The organism is Citrobacter sp. Ce104 (genome assembly GCF_030334595.1).
GTDB lineage: Bacteria > Pseudomonadota > Gammaproteobacteria > Enterobacterales > Enterobacteriaceae > Citrobacter > Citrobacter europaeus.
Genome location: NZ_JAOWDP010000016.1, coordinates 83,324 through 103,992, shown reverse-complemented (window position 1 = coordinate 103,992; position 20,669 = coordinate 83,324). Strand labels below are relative to the sequence as shown.

Here is a 20,669-nt window from a genome sequence, read left to right as displayed (position 1 = left end):
TTATCAGGCCTACGGGGTCGTTATCACTTTTGTAGGCCGGATAAGGCGTTTACGCCGCCTTATCGTGATGCTGCACGTCGGCGGCAAACACATAACCCAGCCCGCGCAGGGTTTTGATCAACATTGGCTGGTGCGGGTTGATCTCTATTTTTCGCCGCAGCCGCATGATTAACACATCAATGGTGCGGTCAAACACCTCGACGCTGTCGCTGCGCGTCAGTTCCAGCAGTTGTTCCCGACTCAGCACCCGGCGGGCGTTTTGGGCCAGCGCCAGCAGCAGGCTGTATTCCCCCTGCGTCAACTCCACCTTCAATTGCTGGGGATTATGTAGCTGGCAACCGGCAGTATCGAGATGCCAGCCGTTAAAAGAAAGCCCCGAAGTTTGCGGGCCGCCGCTCTCTGCCATTAACACGCCGACGCGTCTGAGCACCGCCTTTACCCGTGCCACCAGCACCCGCGCATTGAACGGTTTACCGATGTAGTCGTCAGCGCCCATCTCCAGCCCGACAACCACATCCGACTCGCTGCCAAGCCCCGTCAGCATCACCACCGGTAATCCGGGTCTCATCTTTTGCACCTGCTGCAGCACCATCAGACCGTTAATATCAGGCAACATCATGTCCAGCAATACCAGAGCGATTTCCGGCTGAGTCTCAATGCAGCGCAGCGCCTCCTGCCCGGTGTGACAAGCGGTCACCGCAAAGACGTGTTCGCTTAGCACATCCTGTAAAAGTGTGCAGACAGCGATGTCATCATCCACAACCAGTATGGCTGGCTTCATTGTTTTTCCCCATTTCTGGCCAACTTAAATGAGTGTGATTGATTCTGCACAGAGTGACAGCGATAAGGCACAAGGATGTGTGGGAAACATAACCTCGGTCACACTGCCGGGCCGTCACGTATTGGAGATTCGTCACGTCAAATATGACGACAGCCTGTTTTTCGTCAGGGTTTTGCGCAAAATTCGCCCGTAATATCAACTAATGCCCCTGATAAAAACATGGCATAAAAGATGCATAACTAAAGCGACAAGCGCGTATGCGCGATTTGATTAACTGGAGCGAGACCGATGAAAAAAGTCGTCACGGTTTGCCCATATTGCGCATCAGGTTGCAAAATCAACCTGGTGGTCGATAACGGCAAAATCGTCCGGGCTGAAGCGGCGCAGGGGAAAACCAACCAGGGTACCCTGTGTCTGAAGGGCTACTATGGCTGGGATTTTATCAACGATACCCAGATCCTGACCCCTCGTCTGAAAACCCCAATGATCCGTCGCCAGCGTGGCGGCAAACTGGAATCTGTTTCCTGGGATGAAGCGCTTGATTACGTCGCCACTCGTCTGAGCGCCATCAAAGCGAAGTATGGCCCGGACGCTATTCAGACGACCGGTTCATCTCGCGGTACGGGTAACGAAACCAACTATGTAATGCAAAAATTCGCGCGCGCCGTTATTGGTACCAATAACGTTGACTGCTGCGCTCGCGTCTGACACGGCCCATCGGTTGCAGGTCTGCACCAATCGGTCGGTAACGGCGCAATGAGTAATGCTATCAATGAAATTGATAACACAGATTTAGTGTTCATCTTCGGGTATAACCCGGCGGATTCCCACCCGATCGTGGCGAATCACGTGATTAATGCTAAACGTAACGGGGCGAAAATCATCGTCTGCGATCCGCGCAAAATTGAAACCGCGCGCATTGCCGACATGCACATCGCGTTGAAAAACGGCTCGAACATCGCGCTGCTTAACGCCATGGGTCATGTCATCATCGAAGAAAAACTGTACGACCAGGCGTTCGTCGCCTCCCGTACAGAAGGATTCGAAGAGTACAGCAAGATTGTCGAAGGCTACACGCCGGAGTCCGTCGAAGATATCACTGGCGTTAGCGCGCAGGATATTCGTCAGGCTGCACGTATGTATGCCACGGCAAAAAGCGCGGCCATCCTGTGGGGCATGGGTGTTACCCAGTTCTATCAGGGCGTGGAAACCGTGCGTTCACTGACCAGCCTCGCAATGCTGACCGGTAACCTCGGTAAGCCAAGCGTGGGCGTTAACCCGGTTCGTGGCCAGAACAACGTTCAGGGCGCATGCGACATGGGCGCGCTGCCGGATACCTATCCGGGCTATCAGTACGTTAAGTTCCCGGAAAACCGCGAGAAATTCGCTAAAGCCTGGGGCGTGGAAAGTCTGCCTGCGCATACCGGTTATCGCATCAGCGAACTGCCGCACCGTGCGGCGCATGGCGAAGTACGCGCGGCGTACATTATGGGTGAAGATCCATTACAGACCGATGCTGAACTCTCCGCAGTGCGCAAAGGCTTTGAGGATCTGGAACTGGTCATCGTGCAGGATATCTTCATGACCAAAACTGCCGCTGCCGCAGACGTTATTTTACCGTCTACGTCATGGGGCGAGCATGAAGGTGTCTTCTCTGCGGCTGACCGTGGCTTCCAGCGCTTCTTTAAAGCCGTTGAGCCGAAGTGGGATCTGAAAACGGACTGGCAGATTATCAGTGAAATCGCCACCCGTATGGGCTACCCGATGCACTACAACAACACCCAGGAAATCTGGGATGAGTTGCGTCATCTGTGCCCGGATTTCTACGGTGCAACTTACGAGAAAATGGGCGAACTGGGTTATATCCAGTGGCCTTGTCGCGATACCTCAGAAGCCGATCAGGGTACGTCTTACCTCTTCAAAGAGAAGTTCGACACCCCGAATGGACTGGCGCAGTTCTTCACCTGCGACTGGGTAGCGCCAATCGACAAACTCACTGAGGAGTACCCGATGGTGCTGTCTACAGTGCGTGAAGTCGGCCACTACTCTTGCCGTTCGATGACCGGTAACTGTGCGGCGCTGGCCGCGCTGGCGGATGAACCGGGCTATGCCCAGATCAACACCGCCGACGCAGAACGCCTGGGCATCCAGGATGAAGAACTGGTATGGGTTAATTCGCGTAAAGGCCGGGTCATTACCCGTGCGGCAGTCAGCGATCGTCCAAACAAAGGCGCGATTTACATGACCTACCAGTGGTGGATTGGCGCATGTAATGAGCTGGTAACCGAGAACTTAAGCCCGATTACCAAAACGCCGGAGTATAAGTACTGTGCCGTTAACGTTGAACGCATTGCCGATCAGCGCGCTGCCGAGCAGTATGTCATTGATGAGTACACTAAGCTGAAAGCCAGCCTGCGCGAAAGCGCGATGGGTTAGTCCGTTTACGTACCTGTTCTGCAACAGCCTCCGCCCGGAGGCTGTTTTTTTATCCATACGATCTCTTTATACTGTTCATTCCGTACCCTAAATAAAACTCAAAATGAAACAACTCATTGCATTGATGTTCTTTATGACATTCTTTGCCCATGCCAGTGATACTGAGCCAGGAAGCCAGTACTTACAGGCCGCTGAGGCAGGGGACCGTCGCGCACAGTACTTTCTTGCCGATAGCTGGTTCAGTTCAGGCGATTTGAGCAAAGCCGAGTATTGGGCGCAAAAAGCCGCCGACAACGGCGATGCCGACGCCTGCGCGCTACTGGCGCAAATCAAAATTACGAATCCGGTCAGTCTGGATTACCCCCAGGCCAAAACGCTGGCGGAAAAGGCAGCCAAAGCGGGCAGTAAAGCGGGAGAACTGACCCTGGCGCGGATTCTGGTCAACACCCAGGCAGGACACACAGATTATCCTAAAGCTATTACCTTGCTGCAAAACGCCTCCGAAGACCTGGAAAATGATTCCGCCGTCGACGCACAAATGCTGCTCGGACTGATTTACGCCAACGGCGTGGGTATTCCCGCAGATGATGAGAAAGCGACGTGGTATTTCAAGCGTAGCTCAGCCATTTCCCGCACCGGTTATTCCGAGTACTGGGCCGGAATGATGTTCTTAAACGGTGAACAGGGTTTTATCGTGAAGAATAAACAGAAGGCGTTGCACTGGCTGAATCTGAGCTGTATAGAAGGGTTCGATACCGGCTGCGAAGAGTTTGATAAGTTAACAAACGGGTAATGGTTTGCATTGCCGGATGAACGTAGTCGCTGTAGGCCTGATAAGCGTAGCGCCATCAGGCAACCCGGGGCAGGTTGCCGGATGGCGGCGTTGCCTTATCCGGCCTACAAGGCAGTCTTATCAAATTTACCCAGCATCTCGCGCTCGTAGGCCAGCGCTTTTTTGCGGTCAAATTTGTGTTCCCACTTGGCGATAACCAGCACCGCCAGCGCGTTACCCACTACGTTCAGCGCGGTACGCGCCATATCGAGGATACGGTCAACACCAGCGATAAACGCCAGTCCTTCCAGCGGGATCCCCACGCTGCCAAGCGTAGCCAGCAGCACCACGAATGATACGCCCGGCACGCCCGCAATCCCTTTTGAGGTCACCATCAGCGTCAGCACCAGCACGATTTCCTGCCACAGCGACAGGTCGATACCGTACAACTGCGCGATAAAGATAGCAGCGATGCTCTGGTACAACGTTGAACCATCAAGGTTGAATGAGTAGCCGGTCGGCACCACAAAGCTGGTGATTGAAGCCGGTGCGCCATAGGCTTCCATCTTCTCGATAATACGCGGCAGTACGCTCTCGGAGCTGGCGGTAGAGTAAGCCAGAATCAGCTCATCTTTCAGAATGCGGATCAGGATCCAGATGCTCAAACCGCAGATACGCGCGACAATCCCCAGCACCACCAGCGCGAAGAACAGGATGGCGAAATGCACCAACAGCACCAGCTTCGCCAGCGGCCACAGGGAGGCAAAACCGAAGTTCGCGACGGTAACGGCAATCAGCGCGAAAACGCCGACTGGCGCGTAGCGCATCACCATGTGAGTCACTTTAAACATGGTTTCGGAAATAGAGCGGAACACGGTAACCAGCGGCTCGCGGTGAGTTGCCGGCAGGGACGACAGACCTAAACCGAACAGCACTGAGAAGAAGATAATCGGCAGCATATCGCCTTTTGCCATCGATGCGACGATATTGGTCGGCACCAGTGACAAAATTGTCCCCATCAGACCATGCGCGTGGCTCTGTACTTCTGCGGTCGTGCTTTGATATTTCGAAATATCCACGGTCGCCAGTTGCGACATATCAATCCCGGAACCCGGCTGGAACACATTGGCCAGCGTGATCCCAAGGATAATCGCCACGGTGGTGATCACTTCGAAATAGAGAATTGTTTTGGCGCCAATGCGGCCCAGCTGTTTGGCATCACCGACCCCGGCAATACCGACAATCAGCGTAGAGATGACAATGGGCACAACGATCATTTTGATCAGATGGATAAAGATATCGCCCGCCGGTGACAGCAGGTTTACAACCAGCCATTCACGGCTGTCGCTATGGTAATGCAGGTAACTCCCTAGCAGAATGCCCAGCACCATGGCGATTAGAATCTGCCATGCCAGGCTGACTTTCAAATTTTTCATAACAACGGACTTCCTCGATGGAGCGCTATTCCACATGCGGTGTGTGGGAATAGTACATACTGAAAGGGTATGAATTGTGTTGCGTTCGTTTATGGAGTTTTTTAACGCTTATTATCATTATCATCTGCATGGCATTCCGCGCAACCCTCTAAGAACAGGGCCTTTGGCTGAATTTATGCATAAAAATGCGATTTTATCGCGGTAACAATGAATAACTTTTTGTTATAAAAGAATTTTAATATGTTCAAAAATGAAGAAGTCATGGCATGATTTTTTTTTGCTCAATTGTTCGTTTGCCTATTTTTTAAACAGACAAAATGATACAAATCACAAAAAAAACAAATTTATTTTTGCCGATTCTGCAACAACTTCGCCATATTAATAGAGTCAATGAGCTGCGCCCGGTTCACCCTCGGCGAGTTTAAATCCATAACTTTTTGCCACACTGATATAGCCTGGGCGTATTCTGCCTGCATAAACGCATCTGAAGCTAACAGCATCAAGGCGGTGACCTCTGCCGGGTCCAACGCCAGGGCCTTATCAATCATCTCGCGAGTGGGCGGCGTCATATGTTGTCCGGCCTGGTAGTACAATACCGTTGCCATCGCTGAATAGATCTCAGCATTTTCACCACCTACACGCAGCGCCTGCTCATAGGCCAGCAGTGCATTATGGTACGCGTTTTGCCAAAGATAGTACTCTCCAAGTTGCGCCCATTTCACACCGTCCTGTGGATTGGCGCGAATTTGCGATTGCAGCAAAAGCAGCTGTTTTTCCTGAAGGTTCTCATCGGAGAACGCATGTAAAGGGTCCGCCAGCCGCGCCTGCTCCTGACGAACCGCCTGCCATTTTGGCGTCGACAGGTAACCTCCTATGCAGACCGCAACCATCAGCACCGCTACAGCAGTCAGCCGCTTCACAGGCATTGGGCGTAACGGCGCAGTGGAGTGTTCGCTCTGGTTCATTGCTCACCCTCCTCTACGCGCTGACGACTTCTCACCCGCCAGACCACCACGCCCACCAGTAATAACAACAGGCACGGCAGCGCCCACAGCAGCAGCGTTTGCTCATTCAACGGCGGGTTGTAGCGCACGAAATCACCGTAACGGTCGGTCATCCACGTCGTTATCTCGGCTTCACTTTTCCCTTCCGCCACCATGCTATAAACCTGATGGCGCATACTGACCGCTACCGGCGCATTGGATTCCAGCAAGTTTTGGTTTTGACACTGTGGACAGCGCAGTTGGCTGGCAATAGACAGCGCTTTTTCCTGCTGTTGCGGGTTGGCAAACGTCCATGTGTCCACAACCTGGGCATGGGTGGCAAAAGGCAGAAAAATCAGTAAAGCCATAAGTAACATCGTTTTGCCGGATGGCGGCGTGAACGCCTTATCCGGCCTACCCTGCTTTTCACTCGTAGGCCTGATAAGCGCAGCGCCATCAGGCAATAACTCAGGATGCTTCCTCCCTCGCCATGCGCTCAGCAACGCGCCAAACACCATCAACAATCCCCCTCCCCAGATCCAGCGCACGCCGGTCTGCACGTACAAGCGCATGGCATAACGGTCCGCTCCGGTTTTTTCGCCTATTACCGCGTACCAGTCATGCATCAGGTTCCAGTTGATCCCCGGCTCCATCATCTGTTGACGGCGCGCGGCATAGAAGCGTCTTTCTGGCTGCAGGGTGCCAATGCGTTTCTCATCCTGCCACAGCGTGATCTGCGCTTTTTCACTGGTGTAGTTACCTTTTGCTTCCAGGTCGAGACGCTCAAAACGAAAAGTGTATCCCGCCAGTTCCACCTGCTGCCCCGGGCTCAGATTCAGGCTTATCTCCTGACGACTGCCGCTGGAGAAAACGATCCCCGCAGCAAACACCAGCACCCCGGCATGCGCCAGCAGCGCCGGAAGTTGACAACGCACAGACACTTTGCGGCTTCTGATCGTTGCCAGCACGATAACCAGCAGCATCAGCAGGCCAAAAGGCAGCGTGGCGCGGTTAAAGTACGGCGCGCCCACGGAGAGCCGCCCCCAGCCAAACAACCCGTAAATCATCGGATAGAGGGTACCAATCAGCACAATCAGCAGCACCGCGCAAAAAAGTAATAACGCGACCAGAATCAGCATCTCGCGCGACCAGCCGCCAAAACGCCCACTCTGGCGGACTTGCTGGCCTCGCCAGGCGTACAGCCCAAGCGACGCCAGGCTCAATACGGTAAACAGCGCAAACAGCGGCGCGGCGCGAACGTTATCCAGCGCGAAAGCATGCACCGAAACGAGAATGCCGGAGCGCACAATCAGCGTCCCGAGCAGCGATAAAATCAGCGTGACGATCGCCAGCAACAGCGACCAATGGCGGAAGATCCCCCGCTGGCGCGTGATGTAAAGGCTATGCAGCAGCGCGCTGGCGGAAAGCCAGGGTAATAAGGAGGCATTTTCTACCGGGTCCCAGAACCACCAGCCGCCCCAGCCCAGCTCGCAGTAGGCCCACCAGGAGCCGAGGATAATCCCCAGCGTTAGCGCGCACCAGCCGGGCAGCGCCCAGCGCCAGCACACCCAGGCGCTCTGCGCATTAAAGTCACCACGTAGCAGCGAGGCTAGCGCCACGCCTGCCGCCACCATTAAACCACCGTAACCCAGGTACAGCAGCGGCGGATGGAGGATTAACCCGAGATGTTGCAGCATCGGATTAAGGTCGCGCCCTTCAATGGCCGGCGGGAAGATGCGCACAAACGGATCGGACCATACCACCACAAACAGCAGCAGCAAGGCCGTAATCATTGAGAGGACGCTGAGCGTCAGCGGAAACAGCGCGTCGGAATCACGCCGATAGCGAAAAGCAAACAGCGCGCTCCAGCCGGAAAGAAACAGCACCCACAGCAGCAACGATCCTTCATGACCGCCCCACACCGCCGCCAGTTTTAATCCCCACGGCAGCAGGCTGTAGCTGTGCTGAGCAACGTAGACCACCGAAAAGTCGCTGGTCAAAAAGCAGAATACCAGAATGGCAAAAGCCAGCAGCAGCAGCGCAAATTGCGCCCATACTCCCACGCTTGCCAGACGCATCACCCCTTGCCAGCGCTGGCGGACACCCACCAACACGGCAAGCGGGGTCAACACATTGACCCCGAGGCTTAATAACAACGCCAGAAAACCGGCTTCAGGAAGGAGAACGTCCAGATATCACCTTACGCAACGGTTAGCTGACCCGCATAGAGTATAAAAAAGCGCAGCAGCAGTACGCCGGTCAGGCTGGCACCGCACACTGCCAGCACGCCATGAAACGTCGAACTGCGGTTGGCCCAGGGTTTTAGCAGCATCGGCAGTATCAGCCCAAGCCCAGCTACGCCAAGCCAGAACCACCAGGTCCAGAATCCGCCGCCCAATGCCGCCGCCAGCGCGCGCATTTTACCGTCATCGCCCAGCGCCAGACCAACAAAGAACGCCGCCAGCAGGAAGATCTCCAGCCATACCACCGGAACCTCCATGCGATGCACAAAGTGCGCTTCAGTGCTGTGGGGATTGCTACGATGGCGTAACGCCATAGCGATCAGCGCCACCGCCGCGCCGGAGGAGATCCCGGAGAACAGGAACAGCACCGGCAGGATCGGGTTATTCAGGAACGGGTAGGATTTCAGTGCCGACAGCAGGAACCCGGTATACGCCCCGAGCAGGACCGCCAGCACCAGCATTAACGTCTCCAGCGCGCGATGAAATGGCGTTATCAACGTCAACACTTTCTGCACGATTCCTAACCGCGGCAGCCAGCGCTGTTGCAGGGCAATCACCTCTTTTTCAAAGATTTTTGCCAACCACAACACTAATACCACCATGTACAACTGGAACAGCATAACCCCCATCGACATCACCGAGGTGAAGCTGTAATGGAACATCAGTTTCCAGAAGGTCCATGGACGCGTCAGGTGGAACACCAGGATTAACAGACCGAAGATTATCGCCCCCGGCCCTAACACCAGCGTAGTGCGCAGCAGCGTGCTGTCCGAACCGCCCGCCTCCGGATGGAAACGACGTAGCAGAATCGCCAGCGTGACCAGTCCGGCAGAGATGCCAATCAGGAACAGATAGATGGCAATGGGCCAGTCCCACACCAGTGATTCAAAATGAAATGCAGAAGCGGATGTCATTGGCTCACCTCCCCAAATTTAAAGGGAACGCGGTAGACCTTCGGTTTTGTACCCAACGCCAGCTTGTAACGGTAGGTGGTTTTCTGCTGCAACAAACGGGAGATATCGCTGTTGGGATCGTCCAGATTACCAAACGTCAGCGCTTTCGTCGGACATGACTCAACGCAGGCGGGCTGTTTGCCCGCTTTCAGGTTGGTTTTCCGGCAGAAATCGCATTTATCCGCCGTTTTGCTCACCGGATGGATAAAGCGCACGCGATAAGGACACGCGGCGATGCAGTACTGACAGCCAACACAAAGGTCCGGGTTCACATCCACAATACCGTTGGCGGCATCGCGATACGATGCCCCCGTCGGGCAGACGTCAACGCAGGGAGCGTGGTCGCAATGCTGGCATGAGTGGCGAAAGAAGCGATACTTCACATCAGGAAACGTTCCCTGCGGCTCACTGCGAATAATCGTCAGACGCGATACGCCTTCCGGCACGTTGTTGACTTCCCGACAGGCATCCATGCAGGCCGTACAACCGATGCATAATGACTCATCATGTACCATACCGTAACGCACGCCGTTGATGTTCAGCGTCTGCGCCACAACGCGTCCCGCCGTCCCGCTCACTGCCACCAGCGCGCCGACGCCGGTGATAAACTGGCGACGAGAGCAACTCATGGATGCTCCTTAAGCAACGGAACCGACGCCGGGTTAAAGTTCGGATTGTTACGCTGATCGCTGTGGCAATCGACGCAAATTTTGATCCGTCCTTTATCACTTAGCGTCTGCATCGTGTCTTGCTTCGGATGCAGTGAGTGACAGCTGGCGCACGCCACTTTGGTTACGTGGACATCGTGCGGCCAGAACGCTTTTTGCAACTGCTCAGGCAGGTGACAAGACATACAGACGCTGTTCTGCTGTTCCACGTTGTACATCGGCTCATTGAAGCGCATCACATCCTTCACCCCCTCACGGTGGTTCGGTGACGGCTGGCCGTGACAGTTGGTGCAGGTGACCGGCAGTTTGTTATTCGGGTTGATGACTTCCGCATGCTTACCATGCATGCCCTCGGTATCCGGCTTGTGACAGTCCAGACAAGCGGCATCCGGATTACGCTGTTGGGTAACCGTCCAGCGTTGATCCGACTCCTGCGGCGTTGGCGTGGCAGTGATTCCACTCAGGCTCCATAACAAGCCTGACGCCAGCACCCCAGCAGTTAATAACGAACGTAATACGCTCATATTCACTCCGTTGAGTTATCCGCCCCTTGCGGGGCGAAATGGGGTTATTGGCTTAACAGACCGTTTTTACGCGCCTGATCTTCCCACTGCGGAATCACCGTCTTGATGAACTCCTGCTTCTCAGCATTGATTTGCTGCATGTTCAGACCAATCGCTGCCTGAGCTTTCTCTTTAGTAGAGATATCCGGTAACGGGATTTCATGCGTGATGCCTTTGGTCGCCAGCAGACGGACCAGTTTGGTACGCGCATCGGCGGCTTTATCCATTGCGCTACCCAGCATCCGCAGACCTTCTTCCGGGGCGTGCATGTGAATACCATGTGAGGCGATAGACAGGTCCCAGCGCCATTGCGCGTGGCGGATATCTTCCAGAATCGGTTTCATTTCCGCTTCGGTTGCGCCCGCATCCCATGCGGCTTTCGCTTCGAAGTGCGCATGTACCAGTTGATCTTCAACCTTGATTTTCAGGTCATGAATGGCCTGTTTACGCTCGGCGACCACTTTTTGCAGGGACGCTTTGTCCTGGGTATGGCAGTTCGCGCAGGTCTGAGGGAAGTTATCGAACGGGTTACCAATCTTATGGTCGGTGTAGATCTTGCCTTCCGCGTTTTGCACTTTTGGCATGTGGCAGTCGATACAGGTCACGTTGTTCTTGCCGTGAATACCTGCGCTCCAGGTTTCATACTCCGGGTGCTGCGCTTTCAGCATTGGTGTTTTAGACAGGGAGTTGGTCCAGTCAGAGAAAGCAATGTTGTCGTAGTATTTCTCCATGTTCTCGACTTTCATGCCGTCGTCCCACGGAAACTTAACGGCTTTGTTTTTACCGTCGAAGTAGTATTCCACGTGACACTGGCCGCAGACCATGGATTGCTGGTCAAAGCGACCGGCTTTCTCGAACGGTTTGCCGATCGCTTCCATCGCGCGTTCTGCATAAGGACGCGACAGGGTCAGCTCTGGCTTGCCTTTGGCGAAGTCGGGTGACGCGGTGTTATGGCAATCTGCACAACCGAGGTTGTTAACAATTTCCGGACCGCCGCGCGCCCATTTACCGTGGAAGTAGCCATCTTCACCGTCTTTCTGGATAAGACGCGCTACGTCCGGGCTTTTACAGCTCCAGCAAGCCATCGGCAGCGGGCCGTCTTCTGCCGTTTTTGGTGCGCCGGTACGTAAGGTTTCACGGACATCGGTCACGGCATACGCATGTCCACGCGGTTTGTTGTAATCGCGCGAGAATGGATATCCCGCCCACAGGATCACCAGACGCGGATCTTCTGCCAGCGCATCTTCACGGGCTGATTGCTCAGACGTGGCTTTCCAGGAGAGATATTGATCGGGATGCTGAGGAGCGAAGGTTTCATTTTTCGCTTCAACGGTGACGGTTTTTGCGGGTACAGAAGTTTGTTCAGCGTGAACAGCAGAAATAAATAATAAAGGTAATAACAGGCTGAAGAAACGGCGTACGCGTGATTTTATCCTTGCCATAGGGGTCTCATCCAGATGACGCCATTATCTGCAATGGCGGTTCTTTTATTGTTTTCCACAACAGCAACCACACGATACTGTCATGACATTGCTCCACCCTATTTGTAACAAGAAACCACACTGAAAATGTTGTCTTTAATCAATTGTAAGTGTATGTAAAATACCACTTTAGAGTTATAGCACCCCTCAAACCTCTCACTCTTTGGTCTAATTCAGAGACAGATCACCTTTTCAATAATCCTTTAGATAACTACATGTTATCGCGAGATTTAATCAATTTTTGCTAGTTCCCTTCAAAATTCAGTTTGTCGCTAATTTGCACAATTCGTTTATTGCGTGATCTGCCGCGCAAATACTAAACAAAACTCTCAATGCCCCTACATTTAACGTTTATGAGACATATTATTAACATCCTACAAGGAGAACAAAAGCCATGAGCCAAATACATAAACACGCTATTCCCGCAAACATTGCGGATCGTTGCCTGATAAATCCGGAGCAGTACGAAGCGAAGTACCAGCAATCTGTTAACGAACCCGACACATTTTGGGGCGAGCAGGGAAAGATTCTTGATTGGATCAAACCGTACAGCCAGGTGAAGAACACCTCGTTTGCGCCAGGCAACGTGTCTATTAAATGGTACGAAGACGGCACGCTAAACCTGGCAGCGAACTGCCTCGACCGTCATCTGCAGGCAAATGGCGATCGTACCGCCATCATCTGGGAAGGCGACGACGCCACCCAAAGCAAACATATTACCTACCGCGAGCTGCATCGCGATGTCTGTCGTTTTGCCAATACATTACTGGATTTAGGCATTAAAAAAGGTGATGTGGTGGCAATTTATATGCCGATGGTGCCGGAAGCTGCGGTCGCCATGCTGGCCTGCGCCCGCATTGGCGCGGTGCATTCGGTCATCTTCGGTGGTTTCTCACCGGAAGCCGTCGCCGGACGTATTATCGACTCTAATTCACGCCTGGTGATCACAGCCGACGAAGGCGTGCGCGCCGGACGCGCTATCCCGTTGAAAAAGAACGTCGATGATGCGCTGAAAAACCCGAACGTGAAAACCGTTGAACATGTAGTCGTCCTCAAACGTACTGGCGGTAAAACGGAATGGCAGGAAGGCCGTGACCTGTGGTGGTCCGATCTTATCGAGAAAGCCAGCCCGGAACATCAGCCAGAAGAAATGAACGCGGAAGATCCGCTGTTTATCCTGTATACCTCCGGTTCAACTGGCAAACCGAAAGGCGTGCTGCACACCACCGGCGGGTATCTGGTCTACGCCGCAACCACCTTTAAGTACGTGTTTGACTACCATCAGGGCGATATTTATTGGTGTACCGCTGACGTAGGTTGGGTAACCGGACACAGCTACCTGCTGTACGGTCCGCTGGCCTGCGGCGCAACCACGCTGATGTTCGAAGGCGTGCCAAACTGGCCTACTCCGGCACGAATGTCGCAGGTTGTGGACAAGCACCAGGTCAATATTCTGTATACCGCACCGACCGCCATCCGCGCCCTGATGGCAGAAGGCGATAAAGCGATTGAAGGTACTGACCGTTCGTCGCTGCGTATCCTGGGTTCCGTTGGCGAGCCGATCAACCCGGAAGCATGGGAGTGGTACTGGAAGAAGATCGGCAACGAAAAATGTCCGGTCGTCGATACCTGGTGGCAGACTGAAACCGGGGGATTCATGATCACCCCGCTGCCGGGCGCCACCGAGCTGAAAGCCGGTTCCGCAACCCGTCCGTTCTTTGGCGTACAGCCTGCGATTGTCGATAACGAAGGTAATCCACTGGAAGGCGCGACCGAAGGCAACCTGGTAATTACCGACTCGTGGCCGGGCCAGGCGAGAACGCTGTTTGGCGATCACGAACGCTTTGAGCAAACCTATTTCTCCACCTTCAAGAATATGTACTTCAGCGGCGACGGCGCACGCCGTGATGAAGATGGTTATTACTGGATCACCGGCCGTGTGGACGATGTGCTGAACGTCTCTGGTCACCGTCTGGGAACGGCAGAAATCGAATCGGCGTTGGTGTCGCATCCGAAGATTGCCGAAGCCGCGGTAGTCGGTATTCCGCATAATATTAAAGGCCAGGCGATCTACGCCTACGTCACGCTGAATCACGGCGAAGAGCCGTCACCTGAGTTGTACGCCGAGGTTCGCAACTGGGTGCGTAAAGAAATTGGTCCGTTGGCAACGCCAGACGTGCTGCACTGGACCGACTCACTGCCGAAAACCCGCTCCGGCAAAATCATGCGCCGTATCCTGCGTAAAATCGCGGCGGGCGATACCAGCAATCTGGGCGATACCTCGACCCTCGCCGATCCGGGCGTGGTAGAGAAACTGCTCGAAGAGAAGCAGGCCATCGCGATGCCATCATAACCATAACCGTGAAATGCCCGATGGCGCGCTGCTTATCGGGCCTACAAATCCTATCCCTACCCCTCCCCTGAGCGGGAGGGAAATATAAAAACCCTCCCCCAAAGGATTTCGTGTTACAGGAAGGCGGCAAGCGAGCACATCCCCAGGAGCATAGTTCACTATGTGACTGGGGTGGGCGAGTGCGGCCAACGAACCTGTAGCACGAAAGACGCAGGGGGACCTCTGGAGAGCTCTGTGATGAATGACAATATTTATCAGCGGATAGAAGACAGTGCGCGTTTCAGGGAGTTAGTTGAAAAACGGCAACGGTTTGCCACCATTCTGTCCATCATCATGCTGGCAGTTTATATCAGCTTTATATTATTGATTGCCTTTGCGCCGGGCTGGCTGGGTACTCCGCTACACGCGGGAACCAGCGTCACCCGCGGTATTCCGATTGGGGTCGGTGTGATCCTCATCTCTTTCATCCTGACCGGGATCTACATCTGGCGGGCAAATGGTGAATTCGATCGCCTGAACAATGCGGTTCTGCACGAGGTTAAAGCATCATGAAGAGAGTCCTGACGGCGCTTGCCGCCACGCTGCCCTTCGCCGCAAACGCGGCGGATGCTATTAGTGGTGCAGTCCAACGCCAGCCAACCAACTGGCAGGCGATTGTTATGTTCCTGATTTTCGTCATCTTTACGCTCGGCATTACCTACTGGGCGTCTAAGCGCGTACGTTCGCGGAATGACTACTACACCGCTGGCGGTAACATCACTGGTTTCCAGAACGGGCTGGCGATTGCGGGCGACTATATGTCGGCGGCATCGTTCCTCGGGATTTCCGCGCTGGTGTTTACCTCGGGTTATGACGGGCTGATCTATTCCCTCGGCTTCCTGGTTGGCTGGCCAATTATCCTGTTCCTGATTGCTGAGCGTTTGCGTAACCTGGGTCGTTACACCTTTGCAGACGTTGCTTCCTACCGTCTGAAACAAGGCCCAATCCGTATTCTGTCGGCCTGTGGTTCCCTTGTGGTGGTCGCGCTGTACCTGATCGCCCAGATGGTCGGCGCAGGTAAGCTGATTGAGCTGCTATTTGGTCTGAACTATCACATCGCCGTCGTGCTGGTTGGCGTATTGATGATGATGTACGTTCTGTTTGGCGGCATGCTGGCGACCACCTGGGTACAGATCATCAAAGCCGTTCTGTTGCTGTTCGGCGCCAGCTTTATGGCCTTTATGGTGATGAAGCACGTCGGCTTTAGCTTCAACAACCTGTTCACCGAAGCGATGGCGGTACACCCGAAAGGTTCAGCCATTATGAGCCCGGGAGGACTGGTTAAAGATCCGATCTCCGCGCTGTCGTTAGGTCTCGGCCTGATGTTTGGTACGGCAGGCTTGCCGCACATCCTGATGCGTTTCTTCACGGTAAGCGATGCCCGCGAAGCGCGTAAGAGCGTGTTCTACGCCACCGGTTTTATGGGTTATTTCTACATCCTGACCTTTATCATCGGCTTTGGCGCAATCATGCTGGTAGGGGCTAATCCGGCGTACAAAGACGCTGCAGGTGCGTTGATTGGCGGTAACAACATGGCAGCGGTTCACCTGGCGAACGCGGTGGGCGGTAACCTGTTCCTCGGCTTCATCTCAGCCGTGGCATTTGCCACCATCCTGGCGGTGGTTGCCGGCCTGACGCTGGCGGGTGCATCGGCAGTCTCTCATGACCTGTACGCCAACGTGTTCCGCAAAGGCGCAACCGAACGTGAAGAGCTGAGAGTCTCGAAAATCACCGTACTGGTGTTGGGCGTGATTGCTATTCTGCTCGGCGTGCTGTTTGAGAACCAGAACATCGCCTTCATGGTAGGCCTGGCGTTTGCTATCGCGGCCAGCTGCAACTTCCCCATCATTCTGCTCTCCATGTACTGGTCAAGACTGACCACGCGTGGCGCGATGCTGGGCGGCTGGTTAGGTCTGCTGACGGCGGTGGTGCTGATGATTCTTGGCCCGACGATTTGGGTCCAGATCCTCGGTCACGAAAAAGCCATTTTCCCGTATGAGTATCCGGCGCTGTTCTCCATTAGCGTAGCATTCCTCGGGATTTGGTTCTTCTCTGCTACCGACAACTCAGAAGAAGGCAATCGCGAACGCGAGCAGTTCCGTGCTCAGTTCATCCGTTCCCAGACCGGGTACGGCGTAGAACAAGGTCGCGCACACTAACTCCTCCTCTTCCCCGGTCATTTTGGCCGGGGAAGACATTCAGCAAATCATCCAGGATTCTCATCCGTTATAAAGCGACGAGCAGGTACAGCGATAAGCAACAGGAAAACAATCGCACACACAAGATTTAGCCACTGCCAGCCCATAAATAAATCATTAAGCATTTTTAACATCCTTTTATATTTTTATTCCATTCCATCTGTAATACGTCATTAGTCTGCAGTAAAACTCCCCGTCAGTCGCAGTTTGCCATCAACCAGCTTGAACATATATGACGTCGCGCCGTCACAATTTTCTGAAAGACCGGGGAGTTGCTCATTTGCACTTGTCCCCTGCGAAGTAAAAAGAATACCGTCTGTAAGTTCCCCTTGAGCGATGGTATCGCATGTTCCTGTAACGGTATGACGTTTACCGTTTTCTTCATAATAAAACATGCCGTCTTCATCCGCTGGAAAATAGCGACGTTGCTGCTCACGTTCCGAAAGTGTGTTAATTCTGTACTCGTTTATCATCAGTGATTCAGCATCAACGCCGATATTGGTCAGCATCTGCAGATGCGCCATAATCTGCTGCGAATTTTGGTCAAATACAGCCTCGGTAAGTACTTCTTCCTGACGATTTTCGTCATAAGCAATAAAGTCAAATAGCGTCCCCTGCAAAGGAAAGACAAAATATGTTTTCAACGCGACAACATTTTTCTCCCGCAACGCCTGTTGGAACTGTTGAAACTGAATTAGCACGCTTTTCTTTTGTTCTGGCGTGGTGATGGGAGTAACGTTTTTGGCGCTATCAAGAATAAGCAGCACAGAAGTAAAGTGACGACCCGTCTGGGCATACATCGTTTTTCCGGTCAGGATGACATCTTTTCCCAGAGAAGGAGCAAGATCGGCGTAACCAGGCTTATTTTTGCCCATCAAAATAAGCTGTACTAGCGGAACACTTTCACGCTCACCAGTAACATCGCACTCAAACGGTTGATCCAATTTAAGATAATCATAAGTTACCGCCTCATCGCCATCTTTAATGCTTTCGTAATTTGGCGAACCGGGTAACGTCTGTTGTATTAATGTTCCCTGCAATGTCACCCGTTGGTCTTCATCAGGACACCAGGCCAAAACGGCATGACTGAACAAGAGAGCAGATAACCACAAATATTTCACGCTGCGCGTCCTTACAATGGCGAGTAACATTTATCACTATTCTAAGGCGTGAACATAAATTTAAACATAGCCTCTAAGAAAATAAGAATCTCGCCCCCTCCGCCGATCATTTTGGTCGGGATCACATTTTTCCCTCTACGTTGTATCCATCTTCCGCATTAGCGCTATTGTACAAAAATCAAATTGAAACATTGTTTTTATTGCATCGATACTGCAATTCATTTTTGAAGAATGAGGATGTTATGAAGAAATATGCCCTGGTAGGAACCGGCGGGCGCGCGGGACTTTACATCAGCGCGATTGGCAGGCAATGGAAGGAAAATGCTCGTTTGGTTGCCTTTTGCGACACCAATCAAACGCGTATGAATTACGCAAACCAGCTTCTGAAGAACGAAGGCGCAGCCCCTGTCTCCACCTGGAAAGCGCAGCAGTTTGAAGAGATGATCCGAGAAACTCGCCCGGATATCATCATTGTAACCACCATGGACCGGACTCACGACGACTACATCGTGCGTGCGCTACGCGCGGGCTGCGATGTAATCACCGAAAAACCGATGACCATCGATGAGCAACGCGCCCTGCGGATTCTGGACGCCATTGAAGAGACCGGACGTCAGGTACGCGTCGCCTTTAACTATCGCTATGCGCCGCACCACAGCAAAGTTCGCGAACTGCTAATGAACGGTACGATTGGCGAAGTTTATTCGGTTCACTTTGAATGGTTGCTCAATACCGAGCACGGTGCCGATTATTTCCGCCGCTGGCATCGCGAAAAACGGAATAGCGGCGGCTTATTAGTACATAAATCCACTCACCATTTTGATCTGATGAACTTCTGGCTGGGCAGTTATCCGGAGCGGGTGTATGCCGAAGGTAGCCTGCGTTTCTACGGAAAAGAGAACGCCGAACGCCGGGGCGTGACGCAATTTTACCCGCGCACTCACGGCTATGCGCAGGCCAAAGACGATCCGTTTGCGCTGCATATGGCCGAGAATCCTCAGCTTAAAGCGCTCTATCTGGATGCCGAACACGAAGATAACTATTTCCGCGACCAGAGCGTGTTCAGCGACGGTATCACCATTGAAGACACCATGTCGGTGCTGGTGAAATATCAGAATCAGGTGCAGCTTACCTATTCACTGAACACCTGGCTGCCATGGGAAGGCTTGAACGTGGTGTTTAACGGTAGCGAAGGCCGCCTGGAGATGAAAATCGTTGAGAAATCCTACGTCAACGCCGGAGGGGAGCGGGACAACGAAGGCAGCCTTGAAGCCTGTGACATCACTGTTTTCCCGATGTTTGCCGCGCCGTGGCAGGCTGATTTTACCCTCGGCGAAGGCGGTCACGGTGGCGGTGATAACGCCATGCTGGCGGATCTGTTTGGCGAGCCGCGGCACGATCCGTTGCAGCGTGCCGCCGACCATCGTGCCGGCGCCATGTCGATTTTGACCGGTATCGCCGGGAATATTTCCATGCAGCAACAGCGGCCGGTGAATTTTAAAGAATTCTCGCTGATTTCACGCTTGAAATAGCACACCGCCGCTGGTCAGAACATCAGCCTTGCGACCAGCGGCGCTACCAGCACCATCACCACGCCAGAAAGCATCATCACCAGGCTGGCAACCACGCCCTCCTGCTGGCCGAGCTCATATGAGCGTGCCGTGCCTGCACCATGCGATGCGGCGCCAAATCCTGCGCCTTTCGCCATCCCTTCACGAATGGAAAGTCGTAAAAACAGCACATCGCCGACCGCCATACCGAATACACCGGTCACCACCACGAACAATGCCACCAGGTCCGGCTGCCCGCCCAACGGCTCTGCCGCCGCCAGCGCAAACGGCGTAGTGACGGAGCGCACCGCCAGACTGCGCTGGATTTCATCAGGCAGCGTAAACAGACGCGCCAACCAAACGGAACTGGTGACAGCCACCAGCGTAGCCGTCACTACGCCCGCCGTCAGCGACATCCAATGGCGCTTAATCACCGCAAGGTTGTCATAAACCGGCACGGCAAAGGCGATGGTTGCAGGTCCCAGCAGCCACAGCAGCCAGTGCGATTCACCAATATAGTTTTGCCAGGAGATGTGCCCAAAGACCAGCATCAGCACCAGCAGCGCCGGAGTGAGCACCAATGGCATCAGCGGTAATTTACGAAAACGGCGATACAGGCGCTTGTTGGCAAAATAGATGCCCAGCGTAATCACCAGACACAGCACGCTTAGCTGGAAATTACTCACGGTTTAGCCTGCTCATTTCATAGCGATACACTTTATCCACCACCCACGCCGTTGCGCCAAGCACCATCACCGTACTTAGCGCAATGACGGAAAATATGCGCCAGCCATCGACCAACAACAGCTGCGTGTAGTTGACGACGGCCACCACCGCCGGTACAAAAAATAGCAGCATTTCAGCCAGTAACCAGCGAGCCCCAGCGCGGATCCAGTTCAGCGGGATAACCCGACAGACAATCAACGCCAACATCAGCACCATCCCCACCAGGTTGGCAGGAAGCGGCAAATGCAGCCAGGAGACAAGATATTGAGCAAATACAAATAGACCTGCGTACAACAGAACCTGAACGGGTATCTGAAGTCGATGAATAACGGCAGGCGTCACGCGGCTTATCGCCACAGCCATGAG

Annotated in this window: 17 protein-coding genes; 6 read left to right on the top strand and 11 right to left on the bottom strand. The window is 53.6% G+C overall.

Going from position 1 to position 20,669, the window contains the following annotated elements; all coding sequences use genetic code 11:
* Positions 1 to 49 precede the first annotated feature (49 nt).
* Positions 50 to 781: a response regulator gene (locus OGW16_RS01320; RefSeq protein WP_043018102.1), complete on the bottom strand. Its 732-nt coding sequence runs from the start codon at positions 779 to 781 to the stop codon at positions 50 to 52.
* A 288-nt stretch (positions 782 to 1,069) separates the two neighbouring features.
* Between OGW16_RS01320 and fdhF the strand changes: the two genes are divergently transcribed.
* Positions 1,070 to 3,217 (top strand): formate dehydrogenase subunit alpha, encoded by a 2,148-nt coding sequence (gene fdhF, locus OGW16_RS01315; RefSeq protein WP_080625853.1) that lies wholly within the window; start codon positions 1,070 to 1,072, stop codon positions 3,215 to 3,217.
* Positions 3,218 to 3,320: 103 nt separating this feature from the next.
* Positions 3,321 to 4,010, top strand: coding sequence for a Sel1 family TPR-like repeat protein YjcO (gene yjcO, locus OGW16_RS01310; protein WP_043018100.1), 690 nt, complete (start codon positions 3,321 to 3,323; stop codon positions 4,008 to 4,010).
* Between the two features lie 104 nt (positions 4,011 to 4,114).
* Here yjcO and gltP read toward each other — a convergent pair whose 3' ends face one another.
* From gltP to nrfA, 7 genes are all read right to left on the bottom strand, one after another.
* On the bottom strand, positions 4,115 to 5,425 hold the full coding sequence (gene gltP, locus OGW16_RS01305) for a glutamate/aspartate:proton symporter GltP (protein ID WP_043018099.1): 1,311 nt from the start codon (positions 5,423 to 5,425) through the stop codon (positions 4,115 to 4,117).
* Between the two features lie 344 nt (positions 5,426 to 5,769).
* Positions 5,770 to 6,390: a heme lyase NrfEFG subunit NrfG gene (gene nrfG, locus OGW16_RS01300; protein ID WP_199995166.1), complete on the bottom strand. Its 621-nt coding sequence runs from the start codon at positions 6,388 to 6,390 to the stop codon at positions 5,770 to 5,772.
* On the bottom strand, positions 6,387 to 8,600 hold the full coding sequence (nrfF, locus tag OGW16_RS01295) for a heme lyase NrfEFG subunit NrfF (protein WP_087051808.1): 2,214 nt from the start codon (positions 8,598 to 8,600) through the stop codon (positions 6,387 to 6,389). The genes nrfG and nrfF overlap by 4 nt, the downstream gene beginning before the upstream one ends.
* Positions 8,601 to 8,608: 8 nt before the next feature.
* Positions 8,609 to 9,565 carry a cytochrome c nitrite reductase subunit NrfD gene (gene nrfD / locus OGW16_RS01290; RefSeq protein ID WP_047406963.1) on the bottom strand — a complete coding sequence of 319 codons (957 nt, stop codon included), beginning with the start codon at positions 9,563 to 9,565 and terminating at the stop codon, positions 8,609 to 8,611.
* Positions 9,562 to 10,233 carry a cytochrome c nitrite reductase Fe-S protein gene (nrfC, locus tag OGW16_RS01285; RefSeq protein ID WP_043018096.1) on the bottom strand — a complete coding sequence of 224 codons (672 nt, stop codon included), beginning with the start codon at positions 10,231 to 10,233 and terminating at the stop codon, positions 9,562 to 9,564. The genes nrfD and nrfC overlap by 4 nt, the downstream gene beginning before the upstream one ends.
* Positions 10,230 to 10,796 carry a cytochrome c nitrite reductase pentaheme subunit gene (gene nrfB / locus OGW16_RS01280; RefSeq protein ID WP_043018095.1) on the bottom strand — a complete coding sequence of 189 codons (567 nt, stop codon included), beginning with the start codon at positions 10,794 to 10,796 and terminating at the stop codon, positions 10,230 to 10,232. Before nrfB ends, nrfC begins: the two co-directional genes overlap by 4 nt.
* A 44-nt stretch (positions 10,797 to 10,840) precedes the next feature.
* Positions 10,841 to 12,277, bottom strand: a complete 1,437-nt coding sequence (gene nrfA, locus OGW16_RS01275; RefSeq protein ID WP_043018094.1) for an ammonia-forming nitrite reductase cytochrome c552 subunit — start codon at positions 12,275 to 12,277, stop codon at positions 10,841 to 10,843.
* A gap of 433 nt (positions 12,278 to 12,710) precedes the next feature.
* Here nrfA and acs point away from each other — a divergent pair, with 433 nt between their 5' ends.
* The 3 genes from acs (at position 12,711) to actP (ending at position 16,867) form a co-directional block, all read left to right on the top strand.
* The gene (acs, locus tag OGW16_RS01270; RefSeq protein WP_043018093.1) at positions 12,711 to 14,669 is read left to right on the top strand and encodes an acetate--CoA ligase; all 1,959 of its coding nucleotides are present in this window, start codon (positions 12,711 to 12,713) and stop codon (positions 14,667 to 14,669) included.
* 237 nt (positions 14,670 to 14,906) lie between these two features.
* A complete protein-coding gene (locus OGW16_RS01265) occupies positions 14,907 to 15,221 on the top strand; it encodes a DUF485 domain-containing protein (RefSeq protein ID WP_006688274.1) in 315 nt (104 codons plus the stop codon).
* Entirely contained in the window at positions 15,218 to 16,867 is a 1,650-nt protein-coding gene (actP, locus tag OGW16_RS01260; protein ID WP_043018092.1) for a cation/acetate symporter ActP, read from the top strand. The genes OGW16_RS01265 and actP overlap by 4 nt, the downstream gene beginning before the upstream one ends.
* A gap of 212 nt (positions 16,868 to 17,079) precedes the next feature.
* On the opposite strand, the gene OGW16_RS01255 is transcribed toward actP, so the two are convergent.
* Positions 17,080 to 18,027 carry a DUF4431 domain-containing protein gene (locus tag OGW16_RS01255; RefSeq protein ID WP_286517599.1) on the bottom strand — a complete coding sequence of 316 codons (948 nt, stop codon included), beginning with the start codon at positions 18,025 to 18,027 and terminating at the stop codon, positions 17,080 to 17,082.
* 242 nt (positions 18,028 to 18,269) lie between these two features.
* On the opposite strand from OGW16_RS01255, the gene OGW16_RS01250 reads away from it, so the two are divergent.
* Positions 18,270 to 19,559 carry a Gfo/Idh/MocA family protein gene (locus OGW16_RS01250; protein ID WP_286517598.1) on the top strand — a complete coding sequence of 430 codons (1,290 nt, stop codon included), beginning with the start codon at positions 18,270 to 18,272 and terminating at the stop codon, positions 19,557 to 19,559.
* A gap of 14 nt (positions 19,560 to 19,573) precedes the next feature.
* Here the strand turns inward: OGW16_RS01250 and OGW16_RS01245 are convergent, their stop codons facing one another.
* Both OGW16_RS01245 and OGW16_RS01240 read right to left on the bottom strand, forming a co-directional pair.
* The gene (locus OGW16_RS01245; RefSeq protein ID WP_286517596.1) at positions 19,574 to 20,263 is read right to left on the bottom strand and encodes an LrgB family protein; all 690 of its coding nucleotides are present in this window, start codon (positions 20,261 to 20,263) and stop codon (positions 19,574 to 19,576) included.
* Complete coding sequence (locus OGW16_RS01240; RefSeq protein WP_043018090.1) at positions 20,256 to 20,666, bottom strand: CidA/LrgA family protein; 411 nt, start codon at positions 20,664 to 20,666, stop codon at positions 20,256 to 20,258. Before OGW16_RS01240 ends, OGW16_RS01245 begins: the two co-directional genes overlap by 8 nt.
* Positions 20,667 to 20,669 lie beyond the last annotated feature (3 nt).

Bases quoted from the DNA above. Each gene is read 5' to 3' on its own strand.
- OGW16_RS01265 (WP_006688274.1), top strand. From the start codon at position 14,907: ATGAATGACAATATTTATCAGCGGATAGAAGACAGTGCGCGTTTCAGG.
- nrfA (WP_043018094.1), bottom strand. From the start codon at position 12,277: ATGGCAAGGATAAAATCACGCGTACGCCGTTTCTTCAGCCTGTTATTA.
- nrfD (WP_047406963.1), bottom strand. From the start codon at position 9,565: ATGACATCCGCTTCTGCATTTCATTTTGAATCACTGGTGTGGGACTGG.
- acs (WP_043018093.1), top strand. From the start codon at position 12,711: ATGAGCCAAATACATAAACACGCTATTCCCGCAAACATTGCGGATCGT.
- OGW16_RS01250 (WP_286517598.1), top strand. From the start codon at position 18,270: ATGAAGAAATATGCCCTGGTAGGAACCGGCGGGCGCGCGGGACTTTAC.
- nrfG (WP_199995166.1), bottom strand. From the start codon at position 6,390: ATGAACCAGAGCGAACACTCCACTGCGCCGTTACGCCCAATGCCTGTG.
- gltP (WP_043018099.1), bottom strand. From the start codon at position 5,425: ATGAAAAATTTGAAAGTCAGCCTGGCATGGCAGATTCTAATCGCCATG.
- yjcO (WP_043018100.1), top strand. From the start codon at position 3,321: ATGAAACAACTCATTGCATTGATGTTCTTTATGACATTCTTTGCCCAT.
- nrfB (WP_043018095.1), bottom strand. From the start codon at position 10,796: ATGAGCGTATTACGTTCGTTATTAACTGCTGGGGTGCTGGCGTCAGGC.
- nrfC (WP_043018096.1), bottom strand. From the start codon at position 10,233: ATGAGTTGCTCTCGTCGCCAGTTTATCACCGGCGTCGGCGCGCTGGTG.
- OGW16_RS01240 (WP_043018090.1), bottom strand. From the start codon at position 20,666: ATGGCTGTGGCGATAAGCCGCGTGACGCCTGCCGTTATTCATCGACTT.
- OGW16_RS01320 (WP_043018102.1), bottom strand. From the start codon at position 781: ATGAAGCCAGCCATACTGGTTGTGGATGATGACATCGCTGTCTGCACA.
- actP (WP_043018092.1), top strand. From the start codon at position 15,218: ATGAAGAGAGTCCTGACGGCGCTTGCCGCCACGCTGCCCTTCGCCGCA.